The following is a 16718-nucleotide window of genomic DNA, read 5'->3' as shown; positions in this document are numbered from 1 at the left end:
ATCATGCTCATTCGCATCCGCGGCTATCACGACGGCATTAAAGAGTATCTGGAAAAAGGCCAGAAGAAAGATCGTGAATTTAATCGTGATGAAATGGATGAGCGGGTGATTCTTGCGGGTGATCTTGATCTGACCAACGAAATTATTCAGTCGATCGAGACGGATTCGGAACGGTATCTGAATATCACGCTCTCTTTTAAAGAGGACGAAGTATCACGCGATGTGCTGGAGCAAGTTGTTCGCGATTTCGAAGCGTTTGCGATGTCCGCTTTTCGGCGAGACGAATACGCTTTCTATGCCGAAGCCCACGTTCCACGTCTAAAGAGTTACGCCGATCGACGAAGCGGTGACCCGATCGAGCGGAAGGTTCACGTCCATATCGTGCTGCCGAAGGTGAACCTGCTCACCGGGCAGCGGCTTGATCCGTTCGGCCTGGTCGATCGGCAGGTACGATTCCTTGAGGCGTTTCAGGAACACACCAACAGCCGGTTCGGGCTGGCAAGCCCGAAAGACAACCGGCGCGCTGAATTCAATGACGCGTCGGAGATGATCAGTCGCTACAAGGGCGACGTGTTTGCGGGGGCGAACCGCGAGCTGAAGGCTTCCATTCTCGATGCCATGATGACGCGGGGTATTACCCAGTACGCAGACTTTCAGGCGCTTCTTGCCGAGTTTGGCGAGACACGTACACGCAACGCAGGGCGAAGCCGCGAATACGAGAACGTTAAACGGGCAGGGGACGCGAAGGGCGTCAACCTCAAGGAGTACGTGTTCACGCGCGAGTTCGTCGAACTGGACGCCGTTGCGAAACGCGAGGCCTTGGTCGCTAGTCTGAACGCGAAATACGAGATACCCGGCGTGCCTCGCGAGACGCCGACCGCGATGCTTGAGGCGTTGCGCGAATGGCATGAGGTGCGTGCACTCGAAGCCAAATATCTCAATAGCGGCAGCCCGTTTTACACCGTGTATCAGAAGGCCTCGCCGGAAGAACAACGGCACATCCTGATCGAGCGCGAGGCGCGCTTTTACCAACCATTTGGAGGGCACGATGGCAGAGAAGAACGAACCAGCTCGCGACGAGACGACCGATTCGGGCAATGGCAGCCATGGCGAGGAATTGGACACCCTGGCTCCGGTGATCGACGAGGATGGGGTGATCCACGAGATTCACGAGAGGCCGCACGAGAGCGAGGGCAAACCGAGTGGGGCCGAGAATGGAGCCGAGACTGGTCGGCGCTCGAGCGGGAGCACGAAACGCTCGTCGAACAAGGCCTCATTGAACAAGGACTCTTCGGCCGGTGGCGAGCCGGAACGGATCGTGACGATGACGTTGAGTTCGATCGACCCGGGCCGTCGGCCGAATCCATCGACGGTATGCGAGGTGTGCCCGGCCGGCGTGTGGATGGCGGCGCCGCGCGAAGTGAAATGCTACTGTCGGATTCTGCACATGTTCACGTGGAAGACGACGGAGCCGACGGAGTTGACGCACTGCGACGGCCTCGCGATCGCGATGGAGAAGGAGGAGTAGGGGATGCATCAGACGAGAGATCAAGCAACGGATGGGGTGACGAATCAAGCGACGGGTCAAACGACGTATCAAGCGAGCCCCGCAAAGAGCCGTTGGCGGAGCGCGGCGAAGGCTGGCGCACGGTGGTTGAGCGGATGTATGCGGCGTATGAGCACGCGGACAGTGAAGAGCGCGCACGGCTCATTGCCACGAGCGCGGAAAAATTCGCACGAGAAAAGTTTGGCCTCAAAGGCGGTGGCAAGCTCCCCCGCGATTTCGACCCGGACACTGAGCCGCGCAGTCTGGCTCAGGTCAAGTCGCTGGGTGGTGTTGCGTCGGTTTCGTTTGGCGGCCCAGCGGCCGGTGCTCAAGGCGGCGAGGCTGGCGGGATTGGCGGTGGGCTTGGTGGCTCGAGCGACTCAAGCGGTGGACGGTCGCGCATGGCGTCGCCCAATTCACCGGGCGTTGCGGATCACCCATACCGTTTCGATGGCGCTGATGGGGCTGATGAGTCCTTTGGCGGCCCGCCGAGCACCGCCGAAGCCTCACGCGGCATGCCGGCGGTCGCGACGCCTCGCGACGTCAACGTATTGCAACCTGGTGGCGCCATATCGCAACTAACGATCTCCCCGCAGTCCGCCACCGGACGGCAAGCCGATTCGGTGCGCGACCAGTTTGCACGGGACCTGGCTGAAGCCCGTGCGGCACGCAACGATGCTACGCGCTCGGAGTTTCAAGAGATCAAAGCCACGCTCGATGCGTACCGGCTTCTCGCGGCTCTTTCGCACTCGCACGGACTGGTCGTCGGTAAATATCAGATCACGAAGGGGCGCGACGGTAGCGACCGGATTCAGGCCGGCTCGCGCAACCTGAATGTCTCGGATTTTCTGACGAAGGAGATGAATTTGCCGTGGTCGGAAGCCGCCCAGTTGATGCGCGAGCAATACCGGGCGCAGACCGGACTCGATCCCGCGCATGCACCCCGTCGCACGCCGGAGCAGGATCTGTGGAGCGAGTTTCAGGACTTTCGGAAGCAGTACAGCGATGCATTGCGTGCCGAATGGCTGGAGCAGGGTGCTCGTGAGCAAGCCCGGCGCAATGCGATTAAATCGACCTTTTACGCGAAACGCAGTGCGGTCGTCGACAACAGTGCTATGTCGTCGGCCGCGCGCCGTGGTGCGGTGTCAGTGGCTCGCGTGGAGAGGATTGAAGCTGAGGCCGTCTTGCGAAAACAGATCGCACGCGAGCGGGATGCATTAAAAGCGGCGATGCGACGGCCGTTGACGGACCAGTACCGGGACTTCCTGCAGGAACAGGCGCAACTCGGTAATGTGCGGGCACTGCGTGAGCTGAGAAGGATGCAGACAACGCAGACAACGCAGACAACGCAGACAACGCAGACAACGCAGACAACGCAGACAACGCAGACAACGCAGACAACGCAGACAACGCAGACAACGCAGACAACGCAGACAACGCAGACAACGCAGACAACGCCGCGAACGGGCGACGACCGCGAGAGCACCGGAATTGCGTTCGGAGCGAGCCGCCGGGTCAGCGCCAGCGAGCTGAACGAAATCATCTATGGCGGCCCGATCATCACGCATTATGTACAGGAAAACGGCAATGTCGATTACAAGCGCGATGGCGCGGCGCTAATGGTCGACGAAGGCCGCACCGTGCGGATGTGGGTCCAGGACCGCGATGCGATCGAGATAGGTCTAAGCCTTGCACAACAGAAGTTCGGGCCGACGCTCACGCTTACCGGGCCCGAGGAATTCAAGATGGCAGCTGCGCGCGTCGCGGCCGAGGCGTGCATGAATGTGGATTTTGATGATGAGGTGTCGAGCGGCATCTTGCATGCGCGGCGCGCCGAACTGGATGCCGAGGCAGATGACCGGCGCGCACTTGAACGCGAGCGGGATGACGCCGTGCGTCGTCAGGAGCGTGACGAATTGCCTGCGCGCACTTCAAAGCCGGACGCGCCCGGCGCATCGGAACAGCTGAGACAGAACGACGACCCAGAACGCGGCTCGGACGAGCCTGATCAGCCCGAGCTTGATCGATAATCACCGGCACGGCCACGTTCGGTCGCGCGAAAGAAAGCACAATTTAAAGGCAAAAACCTATGGCACGTTATGGCATCGTTCCGAGAAGCGAACCTATTAACGCAGTGATATTTCGGGGCACGCCGTCGCAGCTTATTAACCTGCCGGCCTTCATCAAAGGCGCGGTTGCCATCTTGACCATTGGTATCGGTTTCGGATATGCGTCAACCCAGTGGCCCGTGCCATGGTTCATTCCCGTGCTCGCTGTCCTTCTGGTGCTTGGCGGCATCGGACTCGCGTATCTGCAGGTCAAATTCACCGAGTTTGAGATCGATGTGGAACGGATCACTTGTCGCAAGGGGATCCTCAATAGAACGGTTCAGAGCGTCGAGTGTTCAGGATTCAAGACGTGACCTCAGTTCATCCCTGGTGGCAACGCATGTTCGGAATCGGCGCAGTCGTCGTGATGACGAGCGATTCGAACAACCCAGTGTGGCGATTGCCCCGGATGAAGGAAGCGGAACAATTGCACAACGAGCTCAACCGCGCGGCGATCGCATTGCGCGATGTAAAAGGCGTGCGGGAAGTCAATATGGGCCGTATCTAACTGTGAAATTGGTGCATTGATCCTGTCTAGTACAACATCCCGTAAATAGGTTTAATAATTATCTGGCTGTAAATAAGGCTCCAGGAGCGTGACGACGATTTGAGCCATCTCATCGAGCGGGCCTGAACCTGGCAGAGGTTCCCATCGGCCACTGTGGCTGCGAAAGGCTGCACCGTTAAGATTGCGGCCGAGCTCAGTCAGACGAGCCACAACAATCGGATCCTGATCGTCCGATCAGTGATAGCAGTTCCTGTCTTTCTTTCTTCGCCAGCTTCACTGGCGTTGCATGACGGCCTCGGCTCATCCCGCCACGATAAAAAAAGACCGCTAAATATTCAACTTATTTACGGGATGTTGTACTGGGTACCTCCGCGATGGTTTTTGACACCGGCACCAGGTCTGATAGTAACGGTTATCAGACTTGGACGGACCCGGAGCAGTGCACTTGTGGGGTAGCGATGATGATCGGGAAGCGCGAGGGGAGCGAAGGGCGCCTGCATCGCGTTGGTATCGGCCCGCGTCACGTTTGCGCCGGGTTTGCCTGTGCGAGGTACGATGGGGTAGGGTGCGGGTTTCACTCACTGAACAGGGCTGTCCATGAACAAACAGGATCTCGTCGACGCTGTCGCCGCCAGCACTGGCGACAGCAAGACCGCCACCGGCGAAGCCATCAATGCAGTGCTGGACGTCATCACGCGCGCGGTGACCGCCAGCGGCGGCGTGCAACCGGTCGGCTTCGGATCGTTCTCGATGGGGCAGCGGACTGCACGCACCGGCCGCAACCCGTCGACGGGAGCCGAAATCCAGATTGCCGCAGCGAAGACGGCCAAGTTTACGGCCGGCAAGGCGTTCAAGGACGCTGTGAACGCGTCATGACGAAGCCGGTGATCGCGCCCGGCGACTATGCCGGGCTGCACAAGGAATTGATCAGCGTGGTCGAGTCGGCGCGACGCACGGCGGCACGCAACGTCAATGCCGTGATGACCGCTGCCTACTGGGAGATCGGGCGGCGGATCGTCGGCACTGAGCAGGGCGGCCTGGCGCGCGCCGGCTAGGGGCAGGCGCTCATCGAGCGACTCGCGGACGACTTGACGCGCCGTTTCGGACGCGGATTCGGCAAGGCCAATCTAGCCAGCATGCGGGCCTTTTATCTCGCCTGGCCCGCGGCTGAGATTTTCCAGACGGTGTCTGGAAAATCTTCAGCCCCAGTAAATGTCCAGACGGCGTCTGGAAAATCGCGGCCTGCGAAAGACGTCGTCGACACCACGACAACGGCGCCCGATTACATGGCGCTAAGCACCCGTTTTACGTTGCCGTGGTCGGCCTATGTGCGTCTGCTGTCAGTGAAGACAGGGGCCGCTCGCGCTTTCTATGAAACAGAGGCCTTGCGCGAAGGCTGGTCGGTGCGTCAGCTCGACCGCCAGATCAGTAGCCAGCTTTACGAGCGGCTGGCACTGTCGCGTAACAAGGCGGCCCTGCTCAGGAAAGCCGCTGATGTACAGCCGGGTGATCAACTCACGCCGCCGGAGGAGGCGATTCGGGACCCGTTTGTACTTGAGTTTCTCGACATCAAGGACGAGTACTCGGAGTCGGATCTTGAGGAGGCACTGATCCAGCATCTGGCAGATTTCCTGCTGGAACTCGGCGACGACTTCGCTTTCGTCGGCCGGCAGCGACGCTTGAGAATCGATGACACGTGGTTCAGGGTCGATCTGGTATTTTTTCATCGACGTTTGAGATGTCTGGTCATCATCGATCTCAAGGTCGGTCGCTTCAGCTATGCGGACGCCGGGCAGATGCATCTCTATCTGAACTACGCCCGCGAGCACTGGATGAAACCTGGGGAGAATCCACCTGTTGGTCTGATCCTTTGCGCCGAAAAGGGTGCGGCCGAAGCACACTACGCGCTGGACAACCTGCCAAACAAGATTCTCGCGGCGGAATACCAGACAGTGTTGCCAGATGAGGCATTGATCGCGCGGGAGCTGGAGCGCACTACAGCGAAACTGGACCGGCGTACCGGGGCGTCGTAAGCATCGTCAGGTCCAACGGTTAAGCGTCTCCATATCCGCCAGTTTAGGCAGAAAACCGGCCCCTTAAGATAAGGATAGTTATCTTATTGAGACTTCCATAATTTATGACATCACCAGAGCGTAGCCTGCATCCAGCACGCCGCAATGATCGAGGGTCGCTTTTGAGCGCTCTTGAGTTTGTTGCGAGCGGTGGCGTGCAACTCGCCCAGATCGTTGGGACAGTAGTTGGCCAGTGCGTGTCGCTTGAGCCACGCCCACAGATATTCGACGGGATTGAGGTCGGGGGCATACGGGGGAAGAAAAGCAATCTGAATGTGCCCGTTCAGCCCATCGAGATAGTCGCGCACCAAGCGGCTGCGATGTGCCTTCAAACCATCCCAGATCACCAGCAGAGGTTGCTTGAGATGGGCCTTGAGTGCTTTGAGAAATTCGACGATCTCTTCCTTGCGGATGCTGCCCTCGTGCAGCCTGAACAAACAGTTGGTGTGCGTGAGTCCGGCAATCACCGAAACGTGATTCCAGTTGAAGTGAAACTGGATGACGGGCGTCTGACCTTGAGCGCCCAGGTGCGCACGCACGTGGGGCGCTCGCTGATGCCGGACTCGTCCACAAAGACGATCAGTCGGCCTTCTCGCCGGGCTTTTTTTTGAGAGCGGGCCAGGTACTGCGTTTCCAGCTACGCACTGCATCTTCGTCGCGCTCGATGGCGCGCTTCTCAGGCTTTTGCACGCTAAAACCCAAGGCGCCCAGGATTCGCCAGATTTGCGTTTGGCCGAACTTGACGTCGTACAGCCGTTCGATAACCACCCCCACGCGCTTGAGCGTCCAAAGCTCTGTACCAAAGCCGTGCTCGGTAGGTTTTTGCAGAATGGCTCGGCGCAAGCCTTCCAGCTGGGACTCGTCCAGTCTGCCCGGACGGACTCTCGACGGCACCGAGCGCAGCGCATCGATTCCGCCTTCATCGAGCAAGGCCTTCCACGTGTACACGGTTTGCCGGGCCACGCCCGCTTCGAGTGCGACTTCGGCAGGCTTTTTCCCCCTGAGCAGAAGTCTCCCTGCACGCAATCGCTTCCTTGTCGCCTCGTCCGATCTTCTCTTGACCATGCCCCATACCTCCAGACAGTTCATTGAAGATATATCGCACAGGACTCCGATTGGTTGTCATGTTTTACAGAAATATCAATAATAGCCGGATATTTGTGGAGTTTTCAAAGTACAAACGCACCTGTGAGGCGGCTGCAAACGCCGATGAATTGAGCGGCTGTTGATCGCGTTTGCCGAGCAAGCAAGCAGGGCCGCGCTAATATGAAGGTTGCCAATCTCGGACGAAAGGTAGATTCGAAGCGCTTCCAGAGTGTTGTCGGCGGTCGGCGTGCCACGAGAGTCAGAAACGAAGGGGCGGATAGTTGGAGCTATCCGATATAGGACCTTGGTTTAATGCTGGCAAGACGTCTGCAGCAAACTTCACAGATGAGATGACTAATGCTTAGCGTGCTGGGAGAAAGCGAGCCGCCGTCCAACGACGGCGACTTAGCAGACCAGGATTCCCTTCTTCTTGTCTCGATCAACGATCTTGGGCTTTGCGCAGGGTTGTCGCCTTGCCGATGCCCATTGGTGCTGCCTAATACCACCAGCTTGCCATCCCTGAACGCGAGTTAAAGTTCTTGACGACATCTGTGACTGCTTCGCCTCGAAGTGCTCGGCTATCATTTCGGGGACTGCTGTCGTCACCGTTACCGTATCGACGAACCGCTTTGCTTCGTGGAACGGCCGTCTCTAGCTATCAACAATGATTGCCGAATGACGTTTCGTAGCCGAACGCGGCACGACGTTGAACAGGCAGAGCAGAGACCCGTGATCCAAGCGCCGACAGCGGTAGCAACGATGGTGACACGAAGTCGTTCAAGTCTGGCCGTAAGTTCGCAGCTTGGCTCGGTCGCGTACCTTGAGAAACCGTTTCGGGGGCAAGGCGGATCTATCGGAATTCCCGGCAGCGAAGTGATGGGACGACGCGTAGCGCGTGCAGATGACAATGGCTTACATTGCTCAGCTTCGGTACCAAACGCCATCCGTTGGTGCAGGCAACGCGCGGCTTCCGCTGAAGGCGCAGACGATCAAGAACCATCGATAACGGCAAGGAATACTGGTTCCCAATCGAGAATATGGCGGCGCAGGAGGTCCGCCGCTTTCTCCAACTTGTGAGCGGCAACGAGTTCTACGAGCTCAAAGTGTTCGGCCACCGACGATGCCTGGCGTTCAAGACCGACTTCCGACTCTATTCCGTACAGCCGCATGTTGTCTCGCAGATCCATGATCATGCTTGTCAGACGGGGGTTGTTACTCAGCGAAGCCAACGTAAAGTGGAAGGCCCGATCGGCCGCGAGATAAGCAATGGTGTCTCCGGATTTGACGGCGCCGGCAATCTGTTGAGCGAAGTCCAACAAAGAAGTCTTCTCCGGGACAGGCATTTCCTGCACGAGGGCAACTGCAAACAACTCGAGCTGGACGCGAATAGCGAACAAATCGCCCAGATCACTCGCCGAAGGCACACATACCTGAAAACCGCGATTGCGCAGCGGCTCTATCAAACCGGCACTGCTTAATTCAAGCAAGGCTTCGCGAACTGGCGTAGACGAAACACCCCAGGCTTTCGCTACCGTCGGCACAGTCAGGATCTCGCCTGGACTGATTTTCCCCGAGACGATGCCAAAACGGATGCGCTGCAAAATCGATGATCTCAGATTCGCATCCTGCATCTCATCGCCCGTCGACAGCCATTCCGCCACGCCATTTGTCTCCATCTTCGTCTGACCCCAGTTTTATCGGTGATTAGAGTTTACACCGAAGTGTCGTAATGCGTGACGCGCCACATTTTTTTCTATGCTGTAATGCGTCACGCATTACTATCGTCTGGAACGGGTATGGAAGAAAAGCTGGTCGGTTACTGCACGCTCTGCAGGTCTCGCTGCGGGTCGGTGAATCACGTGGAAAACGGACGCCTGATCAAGGTTTCTCCGCATGCCGATCACCCGACCGGCGGCGCCCTGTGCGCAAAAGGTCGATCCGCGCCGGAGCAGGTCGAAAGTCCCCTGCGGATGACAAAGCCGCTCAGGCGCACATCGGCACGCGGGGCCGCGCATTCGGAATGGGAAGAAATTTCGTGGGATGCCGCGCTCGATGAGGTCGCATCACGTCTTGCCGACATTCGCGCGCAACACGGCGCGGAGTCCGTGGCGTTTGCAGTCACAACGCCAAGCGGTACTCCGATGGTGGACAGCTTCGAATGGGTGGAGCGTTTTGTCAGATGCTTCGGCAGTCCGAACCTGATTTACGCCGTTGAAGTCTGCGGTTGGCACAAGGACTATGCGCACGCGTTGACCTTCGGCCGTGGTATCGGCGTGCCGGACCTCGAGCACACCGACATCGTTGTTCTGTGGGGCCATAACCCGGCCAGGACGTGGCTTGCCCAGGCCTCCCGTATTGCCGCCAGCCGGCAGCGAGGCGCCAAGGTCATCGTCGTCGATCCGAAGATCGATGGATCGGCCGAGCACGCGGACCTCTGGATCCGCGTCCGGCCAGGCTCAGACGGCGCGCTCGCCTTAGGCGCTGTGCGACACCTGATCGAGACCAACAGCTTCGACCACGATTTTGCGAGCCGCTGGACAAACGCCCCAATGCTTGTCGATGAAGATTCGGGCTTGCTATTGCGTGCGCGCGAGTTCTGGGACGACTCTCAAGAATCTAGCTTCATGATAGTGACGACAGAAGGCGAATTACGTTCCTCCGACCTGACTCGAGCTGCTGACGAAACGCTGCGTCTGCGTGCGCAAGGTAAAGCAACAGACAAGTTCGGTCGCGTGAGACGTTACTCGACGGTCCTGGAACTGCTCGCAAAAGAGGTCAGCCAATACACCGTTGAGCGGGTCACCAACATCACCTGGGCCGACTCTGCGCAGATTCAGGAATTCAATGAACTGTTCGCCGGCAAGCCGCGACTGTCATATCACGCATGGACCGGACTCGGGCAGCATACCAATGCGACGCAAACCGAGCGGGCGGTTGCAAGCTTGTACGCACTGACGGGCGCGTGTGACCGGGAAGGGGGCAACCTCTGGACCGTCGCGCCGCCGTACCGGGGAGTCAGCGACTATCAGACGCTGCTCGCGCCGGAGCAACGTGCGAAAGCCTTGGGTCTGAAAGATTTGCCACTGGGGCCGCCGCGTCACGGTTGGATTACCGCTCGGGACTTTGCGAAAGCCGTCCTCGAAAAAGCGCCTTATGCCGTGCATGCGTTGATGAGCTTCGGCTCGAACTTCCTTGTTTCCCAAGCGGACTCGGCCCGCAACGAACGCGCGCTGCGCGCCCTCGACTTCCACGTGCACGTGGATATGTTCATGAACCCGACGGCCGAAAACGCGGACATCGTTTTGCCGGCGAGCATGCCGTGGGAACGCGAGGCGATGAAATTTGGATTTGAAATCACTCAGGCGGCGGTTGAGCACGTCCAGTTGCGTCAACAGATGCTCAAGCCACTTGGCGAGTGCCGTGCCGACTACGACATCGTCTTTGCACTCGCAACCCGGCTTGGGATGGATAGCGCTTTCTTCGGGGGCAGTATCGAGGCCGGCTGGAATTATCAACTCGAACCCCTTGGCATCACTGTCAGTGATCTGCGGGCCAATCCCGACGGGCTCCGGTTTCCTCAGCCCTTCAGCTTCCGGAAATTCGAAAAACGCAACGCCGAGGGTGAAGCTCGCGGCTTTCACACACCCTCCCGTCGAGTCGAGTTGTACTCGGAAGCGCTGCTCGGAGTTGGCCAGCCGCCCCTTGCCCGTTATGTCGAACCGGCGCACTCACCATCGAACGAGAAACTCGCCGCAGACTATCCGGTGGTTCTCACGACGGCGAAGAGCGGATGGTTTGTCCACACCTCGCATCGGCACGTTGCGTCGCTCCGAAGAAAATCGCCGGCACCGCTGGTGCAGATCAGCAAGCGACTCGCCTTGCGGCACGGGATCAGTAACGGCGACTGGACTCGACTCTCCACCCCGTCCGGGCACGTTACGCTGCAGGCAAGAGTTGACGAGAACCTGCATGACGACGTCGCTGTCGCCGAATTCGGCTGGTGGCAAGGATGTGAGCCACTAGGCTTGACTGACGCTCACGCCAACGGCGCAGCTTCCTTTAACGTGAATGACATTTTGTCCGACGCCGAGCGTGATCCGGTGAGTGGTTCCGTGCCGCTTCGGGCCACCCTCTGTCGAATCTCTCGCGAAACACGGATGAATCGGGGCCGCTGGGAGGGTCGTCGCGAATTCAAGCTTGTCTCACGAACACTCGAAGCGGACGACATTGTCGCGCTAGGTTTCTCACCCGCCGATGGCGGTCCGCTGCCCGACTACCTTCCCGGCCAGCACGTTATTGTCTCGCTTCCCGGCTTCGATACGCGCAGGGCCTATTCGTTGACAGGGTCGAACCTGTCTCCCGAGGCCTTGAGTATTGGCGTGCGCCTTGCGTGCGCCAATGGTAAGCCGGATGGAATGATGTCGTCTCGTATTCACGGTTTGGTCATTGGCGACACGGTGTATCTCACGCAGCCATCCGGCATTTTCACACTGCCGACCTCAACACGCCGCCCTGTCATCCTGATGGGCAGCGGTATCGGCATCACACCGTTTGTCGGGTATCTCGAGGCGCTCGTGCAACGCCGCGTACCTGTCCCAGATGTTTTACTTATCAATATATGCCGCAACGGGCGCATGCATCCGTTTGGGCGGCGCCTGCGCGAACTCGCTTGTGCGCTACCCACGGTAAGGGTCATCACCGTGTACTGGGACGCGTTGCCAACTGACCGGCCCGGAGTCGATTACGACTACGCACACGGCCCGGATTTTGGATGGATTGACGAGAATTTCGTACGGGGGAAGGCGCTGGCCTATCTGTGCGGCTCGCCCACGTTTCTCGAGAAGGCACGTGACGGTCTTGCCGAACGGGGCATTCCACGCTTTGACATCTTCGCAGAGACCTTTAGCGCAGAAACACGCGTGCCGGACACGCTGAAACCGCAGTTGGTACGTATTGAAGGCCAGGTGAGGGGCTTCGACTGGAAACCGGAGCTTGGAACCTTGCTCGACGCCGCCGATGAAGCCTGCATCGGCCTGCCTAGCGGCTGTCGCGTAGGCCAGTGCGAGAGTTGTGAGATGCAGATCGTGTCGGGCGAGGTCGTGCACCTGTCGCCTTACGACGGGCCGCCAACAAGTTGTCTTACCTGTCGTGCGGTGCCGATCACACCACTCGTACTTCGCCGCTGACTGCTTTACCAGTTACCCACTTTTTAGCCAACAAGCCCGCTAAGGGGAGAGCACATGTCAACCAAAGCCACGGACCACGCAACATCAGGTAGTACTTCTACGGGATTTCTGGAACGTCTTTCACTCACCATCGTCCGTTGGGCGGAACGATGGTTTCCTGATGCCTACGTGTTTGTGGTCGCGGCATGCGCGGTGGTAGCGCTTGCTGTCATCGCACACGGCGGATCTCCTCTGGCTGTTAGCAAGGCGTTCGGCGACGGTTTCTGGAGCATCATTCCATTTACGATGCAGATGGCGCTGGTCGCTGTGACCGGTTACGTCCTCGCAATGTCGCCACCCGTTTCACGTCTGCTGCGCTGGATGGCGCGGTTGCCGAAAACGGCGCGCGGAGCCGTGGTGTTTATTGGTGTGTTGAGCATCGCGTTGTCACTCGTCAACTGGGGCCTTGCTCTCATCTATAGCGGTCTGCTAGTTCGGGAGATGGCGCGGCGCAAGGACTTTCGCCTCGACTATCGCGCCGCTGGCGCCGCGGCATACCTCAGTCTTGGCTGCGGATTTACGCTGGGAATGAGCTCTTCGGCGGCACAATTGCAAGCCACTCCGGCCAGCATTCCCGCATCATTGATGCCAATCACTGGTGTGATTGGCTTTGGCGACACCATCCTGACATGGCAGAACTTTGTCATCGTGGTGCTCGTGACGGTCGTCTCGGCGATAGTCTGTTACCTCACTGCACCGAGCGACGCCAAGGCCAGGACTGCTGAAGATCTTGGTATCAATCTCGATGAGGATAAGCTCACCCCATTCCAGCGCAAACGCCCGGGCGACTTTCTCGAGTTTCATCCGTTGTTGACGGTCGTCGTTGTAGTTTTGGCAAGCGGCTGGGTATGGGAAACATTCAAGTCCGGAAATCCGCTCATCGCACTCTCACAATTAAACACCTACAACTTCCTCTTCCTTCTGCTAGGGTTGCTACTTCACTGGCGGCCGCGCAGCTTCCTTGAAAGCTTCGTGCGTGCCATGCCCAGCGTGGGCGGTGTGCTGCTTCAGTTCCCGTTCTATGGCGGCATCGGCTTCATGCTGACGAAGGTCGTCAATGCCGACAATCGCACTCTGTCCGATTCCATTGCTCACTGGTTCGTCAGCATGTGTCGTGATTCCAGCGTCTTCTCCGTTCTGGTCAGCCTCTACTCATCGGTGCTCGGATTCCTCATCCCTTCCGCTGGCGGTAAATGGGTGATCGAAGCCCCCTACATCATGACCGCAGCCAATCAGTTGCATGCTCACCTTGGCTGGACTGTAATGGTCTACAACATCACCGAATCGCTTCCCAACTTCATCAATCCGTTCTGGATGTTGCCGCTGCTCGGAATCTTGCGGCTCAAGTCCAAAGATCTTGTTGGTTACACCGCCATGCAGTTCTTTGTGCATTTCCCACTTGTCGTCATCGTGGCAGCGATACTGATGCCCACATTCGCCTATACCGCGCCTTTTATTCCGGCTCACTGAGTCAATGCTCAACCCATCTTTCCGGCGGTCCGCCAAGGGCCGCCCGGTCATCACGAGGTGAAACTTGAAAGCTGCATTCATTGGAAGTGGCAACATGGCATCCGCCATCATAGGCGGACTTATTAAGCAGGCGTTTGTTCCGAGCAGCCTGTACGCAATAGACCCGGACGAATCGGCGCGCGAGCGCATCTCCCGCACTTTCGATATACGCACGGGAAGCTGTATCGACGGCGCGTTAGACAGCTTCGATACCATCGTCCTGGCGGTGAAGCCGCAAATACTCCCGCGCGTGTGCGAAGAGTTGAAGCCAATTCTGAGTGACCAACTGGTCATCAGTATCGCTGCCGGGGTCGGCGCGGCTCATATCGCCCAATGGTTAGGCGGGTACGACCGCGTTGTGCGGGCGATGCCCAACACGCCCGCGATGATCGGCATGGGCGTGACGGGTCTCACCGCACTTGCTGCCGTCACCGACGCCCAGCGAGCGCGCGTAACTGCACTCATGGAGTCAGTGGGCGAGGTTGTCTGGATGAACGACGAAGCGCAGATTGACGCGGTAACGGCGATCTCCGGAAGTGGTCCTGCCTACGTGTTTTACTTTATGGAAGCGATGCAATCGGCGGCGCAGCGGCTTGGCCTGGATGAAAAGCAGGGCCGCGCCCTTGTATTCGCCACGTTCGCGGGCTCCGTGCAACTTGCGGCTCGCTCCGACCAGTCAGTGGAGGACTTGCGTCAGCGAGTGACGTCCAAGGGCGGAACCACGGCTGCAGCGATCTCCTCGTTTGACACATCAAAAGTGAACGAGAGCATTGTGCAGGGTATTTCGCATGCCTACTCACGCGCAATCGAAATGAGGGAGATGCCTCCGGATCAACCCATGCCTTAGCGATGGGCGCGAATGCGTTGTCCAGAATCAGTGACCAGTCGCGACACCGCTCCGCGGAAATTCATCCCAGCGTCTCTTTTGCGATTTTTGCCTTCTAAAATTTTGGATGGTCGGGGGAATCTGTGGGTGAAATCGATGGATTCAGGCGGCGTTGAGGAAACGGCATAGCTTTCGGCAGGTGGCATCGAAGAGGCCTTGCTCGCGCTCAGAGCGGTCATCCAGGAGCGGGCCACCGTCTTACTCGTCGATATACCGTAACAGTATTGAGCGGGCGTCCAGCTTCCTGAGTTCGCGGTAAAGCTGCCGCTCTTCAACGAGACGACCACCGAGCATCCAGATGAAGTCCCGATGCTGGCGCAGGGTTTTCCGGCTGTAACCGCTGTCCAGAAGATGCAGGAGATACGGGGTGAATATCTTGACGAGATCCTGTCCGAACGGAATGTCCTGTTCCTCAAAGCTCCAGGACTTGGGCCAGTTTTGCAGGTCGGGAACGACTCGTTCAAGATCGCTTGATTCGGGTGTGACAATGGCGGTATTACCGACGATTTTTCGCTTGCTAGCCATGCTTTTGACCCGCTTGCTCAATTCCTGTCATCATTTCCGCGGTTTCGTTTATGAAGGGGCGCGGCTGTGCGAAAGGTCGCAGACCATTGAGATTGACGTGCGCCCACGTAAAGGATCCAAACCAGTTTGTTCGTGCTGCAACGAGCGCGCAAGCGGCTACGATACGCTCGGAGAACGTCGCTTCGAGTTCATCCCGATCTGGGGTTTTGCCGTCATCCTGCTGTATTCGATGCGTCGTGTCGATTGCCGTCAGTGCGGCGTAAAGGTTGAGACAGTACCGTGGGCCATCGGCAAGCATACGTTGACCAAGGCATACATGCTGTTTCTGGCCCAGTGGGCTCGTAAGCTGTCGTGCAAAGAAACCGCGCTGAGTTTCAGGACCAGTTGGGAGAAGGTCTTCAATGCCGTGGAATGGGTCGTCGACTGGGGGCTGAACCATCGTGAGCTCGGGACGATTCGCGCTTTCGGCGTTGACGAGATCCAGTATGGCCGAGGGCACCAGTACCTCACGCTCGTCTACCAGATCGAGGCCGGCTGCACGCGACTGCTCTGGGTCGGACAGGAACGTACTAAGGAAAGCTTCGCGAAGTTCTTTGACTTGATCGGCAAGCCGCTGTGCGAGAGGGTCGAATTCGTGTGTTCCGACATGTGGAAGCCCTATCTCGAAATGATTGCGCGTCATTGCCCGAACGCCCTGAACATCCTCGACCGTTTCCACATCGTTGCCAAGATGAACAAAGCGATCGATGAGGTGCGAGCCGATGAGGCCCGGCGCATGACGCGTGATGGCTATGAGCCTGTTCTCAAAAAATCCCGCTGGTGCCTGCTCGCGCGACGCGAGAACCTTACTAGCAAACAACGTGTTCGCCTGCGTGAGCTGCTCCAGTACAACTTACGTAGCGTACGTGCCTATCTGCTCAAAGAAGAATTCCAGCAACTCTGGGACTACATCTCTCCTGTCTGGGCGGGCAAGTTCCTCGACCAGTGGTGCAAGCAGGTGATGCGCTCACGCATCGAGCCGATGAAGAAGTTTGCCTGGACCGTGCGCTCGCACCGAGAGCTGATCCTCAACTACTTCCGTGCCAGAAAGCAATTCTCCAGCGGCGTCATCGAGGGGCTGAACAACAAGGCCAAAGTCACTATGAGAAAAGCGTACGGCTTCCGAACCTTCCGAGCCACAGAAATCGCGCTCTATCATGCACTTGGCAAGCTTCCCGAGCCTCCATCCACCCACACTTTTTACTGACGAACCA

General features: G+C 58.2%; 10 protein-coding genes and 2 pseudogenes. 9 read left to right on the top strand and 3 right to left on the bottom strand.

All coding sequences use genetic code 11. The annotated features are described in order from the left end of the window. Positions 1–3: 3 nt before the first annotated feature. The 5 genes and pseudogenes from ACMX25_RS37865 to ACMX25_RS37845 all read left to right on the top strand — a co-directional run bounded on the left by ACMX25_RS37865 (position 4) and on the right by ACMX25_RS37845 (position 6195). Complete coding sequence (locus ACMX25_RS37865) at positions 4–3576, top strand: LPD7 domain-containing protein (protein ID WP_414954980.1); 3573 nt, start codon at positions 4–6, stop codon at positions 3574–3576. 59 nt (positions 3577–3635) lie between these two features. Continuing rightward, complete coding sequence (locus tag ACMX25_RS37860; RefSeq protein ID WP_414954979.1) at positions 3636–3968, top strand: PH domain-containing protein; 333 nt, start codon at positions 3636–3638, stop codon at positions 3966–3968. Then, positions 3965–4162 carry a hypothetical protein gene (locus ACMX25_RS37855; protein ID WP_414954978.1) on the top strand — a complete coding sequence of 66 codons (198 nt, stop codon included), beginning with the start codon at positions 3965–3967 and terminating at the stop codon, positions 4160–4162. Before ACMX25_RS37860 ends, ACMX25_RS37855 begins: the two co-directional genes overlap by 4 nt. A 597-nt stretch (positions 4163–4759) precedes the next feature. Next, complete coding sequence (locus ACMX25_RS37850; RefSeq protein ID WP_414954977.1) at positions 4760–5038, top strand: HU family DNA-binding protein; 279 nt, start codon at positions 4760–4762, stop codon at positions 5036–5038. Further along, positions 5035–6195, top strand: a pseudogene (locus ACMX25_RS37845) (PDDEXK nuclease domain-containing protein). Before ACMX25_RS37850 ends, ACMX25_RS37845 begins: the two are co-directional and overlap by 4 nt. Positions 6196–6305: 110 nt before the next feature. On the opposite strand, the pseudogene ACMX25_RS37840 reads toward ACMX25_RS37845, so the two are convergent. Together ACMX25_RS37840 and ACMX25_RS37835 are read right to left on the bottom strand one after the other, a co-directional pair. Beyond that, positions 6306–7299 (bottom strand): annotated as a pseudogene (locus ACMX25_RS37840) (IS630 family transposase). A gap of 1010 nt (positions 7300–8309) precedes the next feature. Next, the gene (locus ACMX25_RS37835) at positions 8310–8981 is read right to left on the bottom strand and encodes a GntR family transcriptional regulator (RefSeq protein WP_414954976.1); all 672 of its coding nucleotides are present in this window, start codon (positions 8979–8981) and stop codon (positions 8310–8312) included. Between the two features lie 135 nt (positions 8982–9116). On the opposite strand from ACMX25_RS37835, the gene ACMX25_RS37830 reads away from it, so the two are divergent. The 3 genes from ACMX25_RS37830 to proC all read left to right on the top strand — a co-directional run bounded on the left by ACMX25_RS37830 (position 9117) and on the right by proC (position 14901). Further along, positions 9117–12506: a molybdopterin-dependent oxidoreductase gene (locus ACMX25_RS37830; RefSeq protein ID WP_414954975.1), complete on the top strand. Its 3390-nt coding sequence runs from the start codon at positions 9117–9119 to the stop codon at positions 12504–12506. 54 nt (positions 12507–12560) lie between these two features. Further along, the gene (locus tag ACMX25_RS37825) at positions 12561–14015 is read left to right on the top strand and encodes a TIGR00366 family protein (RefSeq protein WP_414954974.1); all 1455 of its coding nucleotides are present in this window, start codon (positions 12561–12563) and stop codon (positions 14013–14015) included. Positions 14016–14079: 64 nt separating this feature from the next. Further along, on the top strand, positions 14080–14901 hold the full coding sequence (gene proC, locus ACMX25_RS37820) for a pyrroline-5-carboxylate reductase (protein ID WP_414954973.1): 822 nt from the start codon (positions 14080–14082) through the stop codon (positions 14899–14901). 237 nt (positions 14902–15138) lie between these two features. On the opposite strand, the gene ACMX25_RS37815 is transcribed toward proC, so the two are convergent. Next, entirely contained in the window at positions 15139–15465 is a 327-nt protein-coding gene (locus ACMX25_RS37815) for a hypothetical protein (RefSeq protein WP_414954395.1), read from the bottom strand. Between ACMX25_RS37815 and ACMX25_RS37810 the strand changes: the two genes are divergently transcribed. Then, on the top strand, positions 15464–16711 hold the full coding sequence (locus ACMX25_RS37810) for an ISL3 family transposase (protein WP_414948675.1): 1248 nt from the start codon (positions 15464–15466) through the stop codon (positions 16709–16711). The genes ACMX25_RS37815 and ACMX25_RS37810 overlap by 2 nt on opposite strands. The last annotated feature ends 7 nt before the right edge of the window (positions 16712–16718 follow it).

The sequence above is a fragment of the Caballeronia eucalypticola genome, from assembly GCF_047608185.1.
In the GTDB taxonomy this organism is placed as follows: Bacteria; Pseudomonadota; Gammaproteobacteria; order Burkholderiales; family Burkholderiaceae; genus Caballeronia.
The sequence above is the reverse complement of the archived record's forward strand: the minus strand, read 5'-3'. Positions and strand labels throughout refer to the sequence as shown.

What these genes read in the sequence shown, in the direction of transcription:
- ACMX25_RS37850 (WP_414954977.1), top strand. Translation starts at nt 4,760, where the DNA reads ATGAACAAACAGGATCTCGTCGACGCTGTCGCCGCCAGCACTGGCGAC.
- ACMX25_RS37825 (WP_414954974.1), top strand. Translation starts at nt 12,561, where the DNA reads ATGTCAACCAAAGCCACGGACCACGCAACATCAGGTAGTACTTCTACG.
- ACMX25_RS37860 (WP_414954979.1), top strand. Translation starts at nt 3,636, where the DNA reads ATGGCACGTTATGGCATCGTTCCGAGAAGCGAACCTATTAACGCAGTG.
- ACMX25_RS37830 (WP_414954975.1), top strand. Translation starts at nt 9,117, where the DNA reads ATGGAAGAAAAGCTGGTCGGTTACTGCACGCTCTGCAGGTCTCGCTGC.
- ACMX25_RS37810 (WP_414948675.1), top strand. Translation starts at nt 15,464, where the DNA reads ATGCTTTTGACCCGCTTGCTCAATTCCTGTCATCATTTCCGCGGTTTC.
- ACMX25_RS37865 (WP_414954980.1), top strand. Translation starts at nt 4, where the DNA reads ATGCTCATTCGCATCCGCGGCTATCACGACGGCATTAAAGAGTATCTG.
- ACMX25_RS37815 (WP_414954395.1), bottom strand. Translation starts at nt 15,465, where the DNA reads ATGGCTAGCAAGCGAAAAATCGTCGGTAATACCGCCATTGTCACACCC.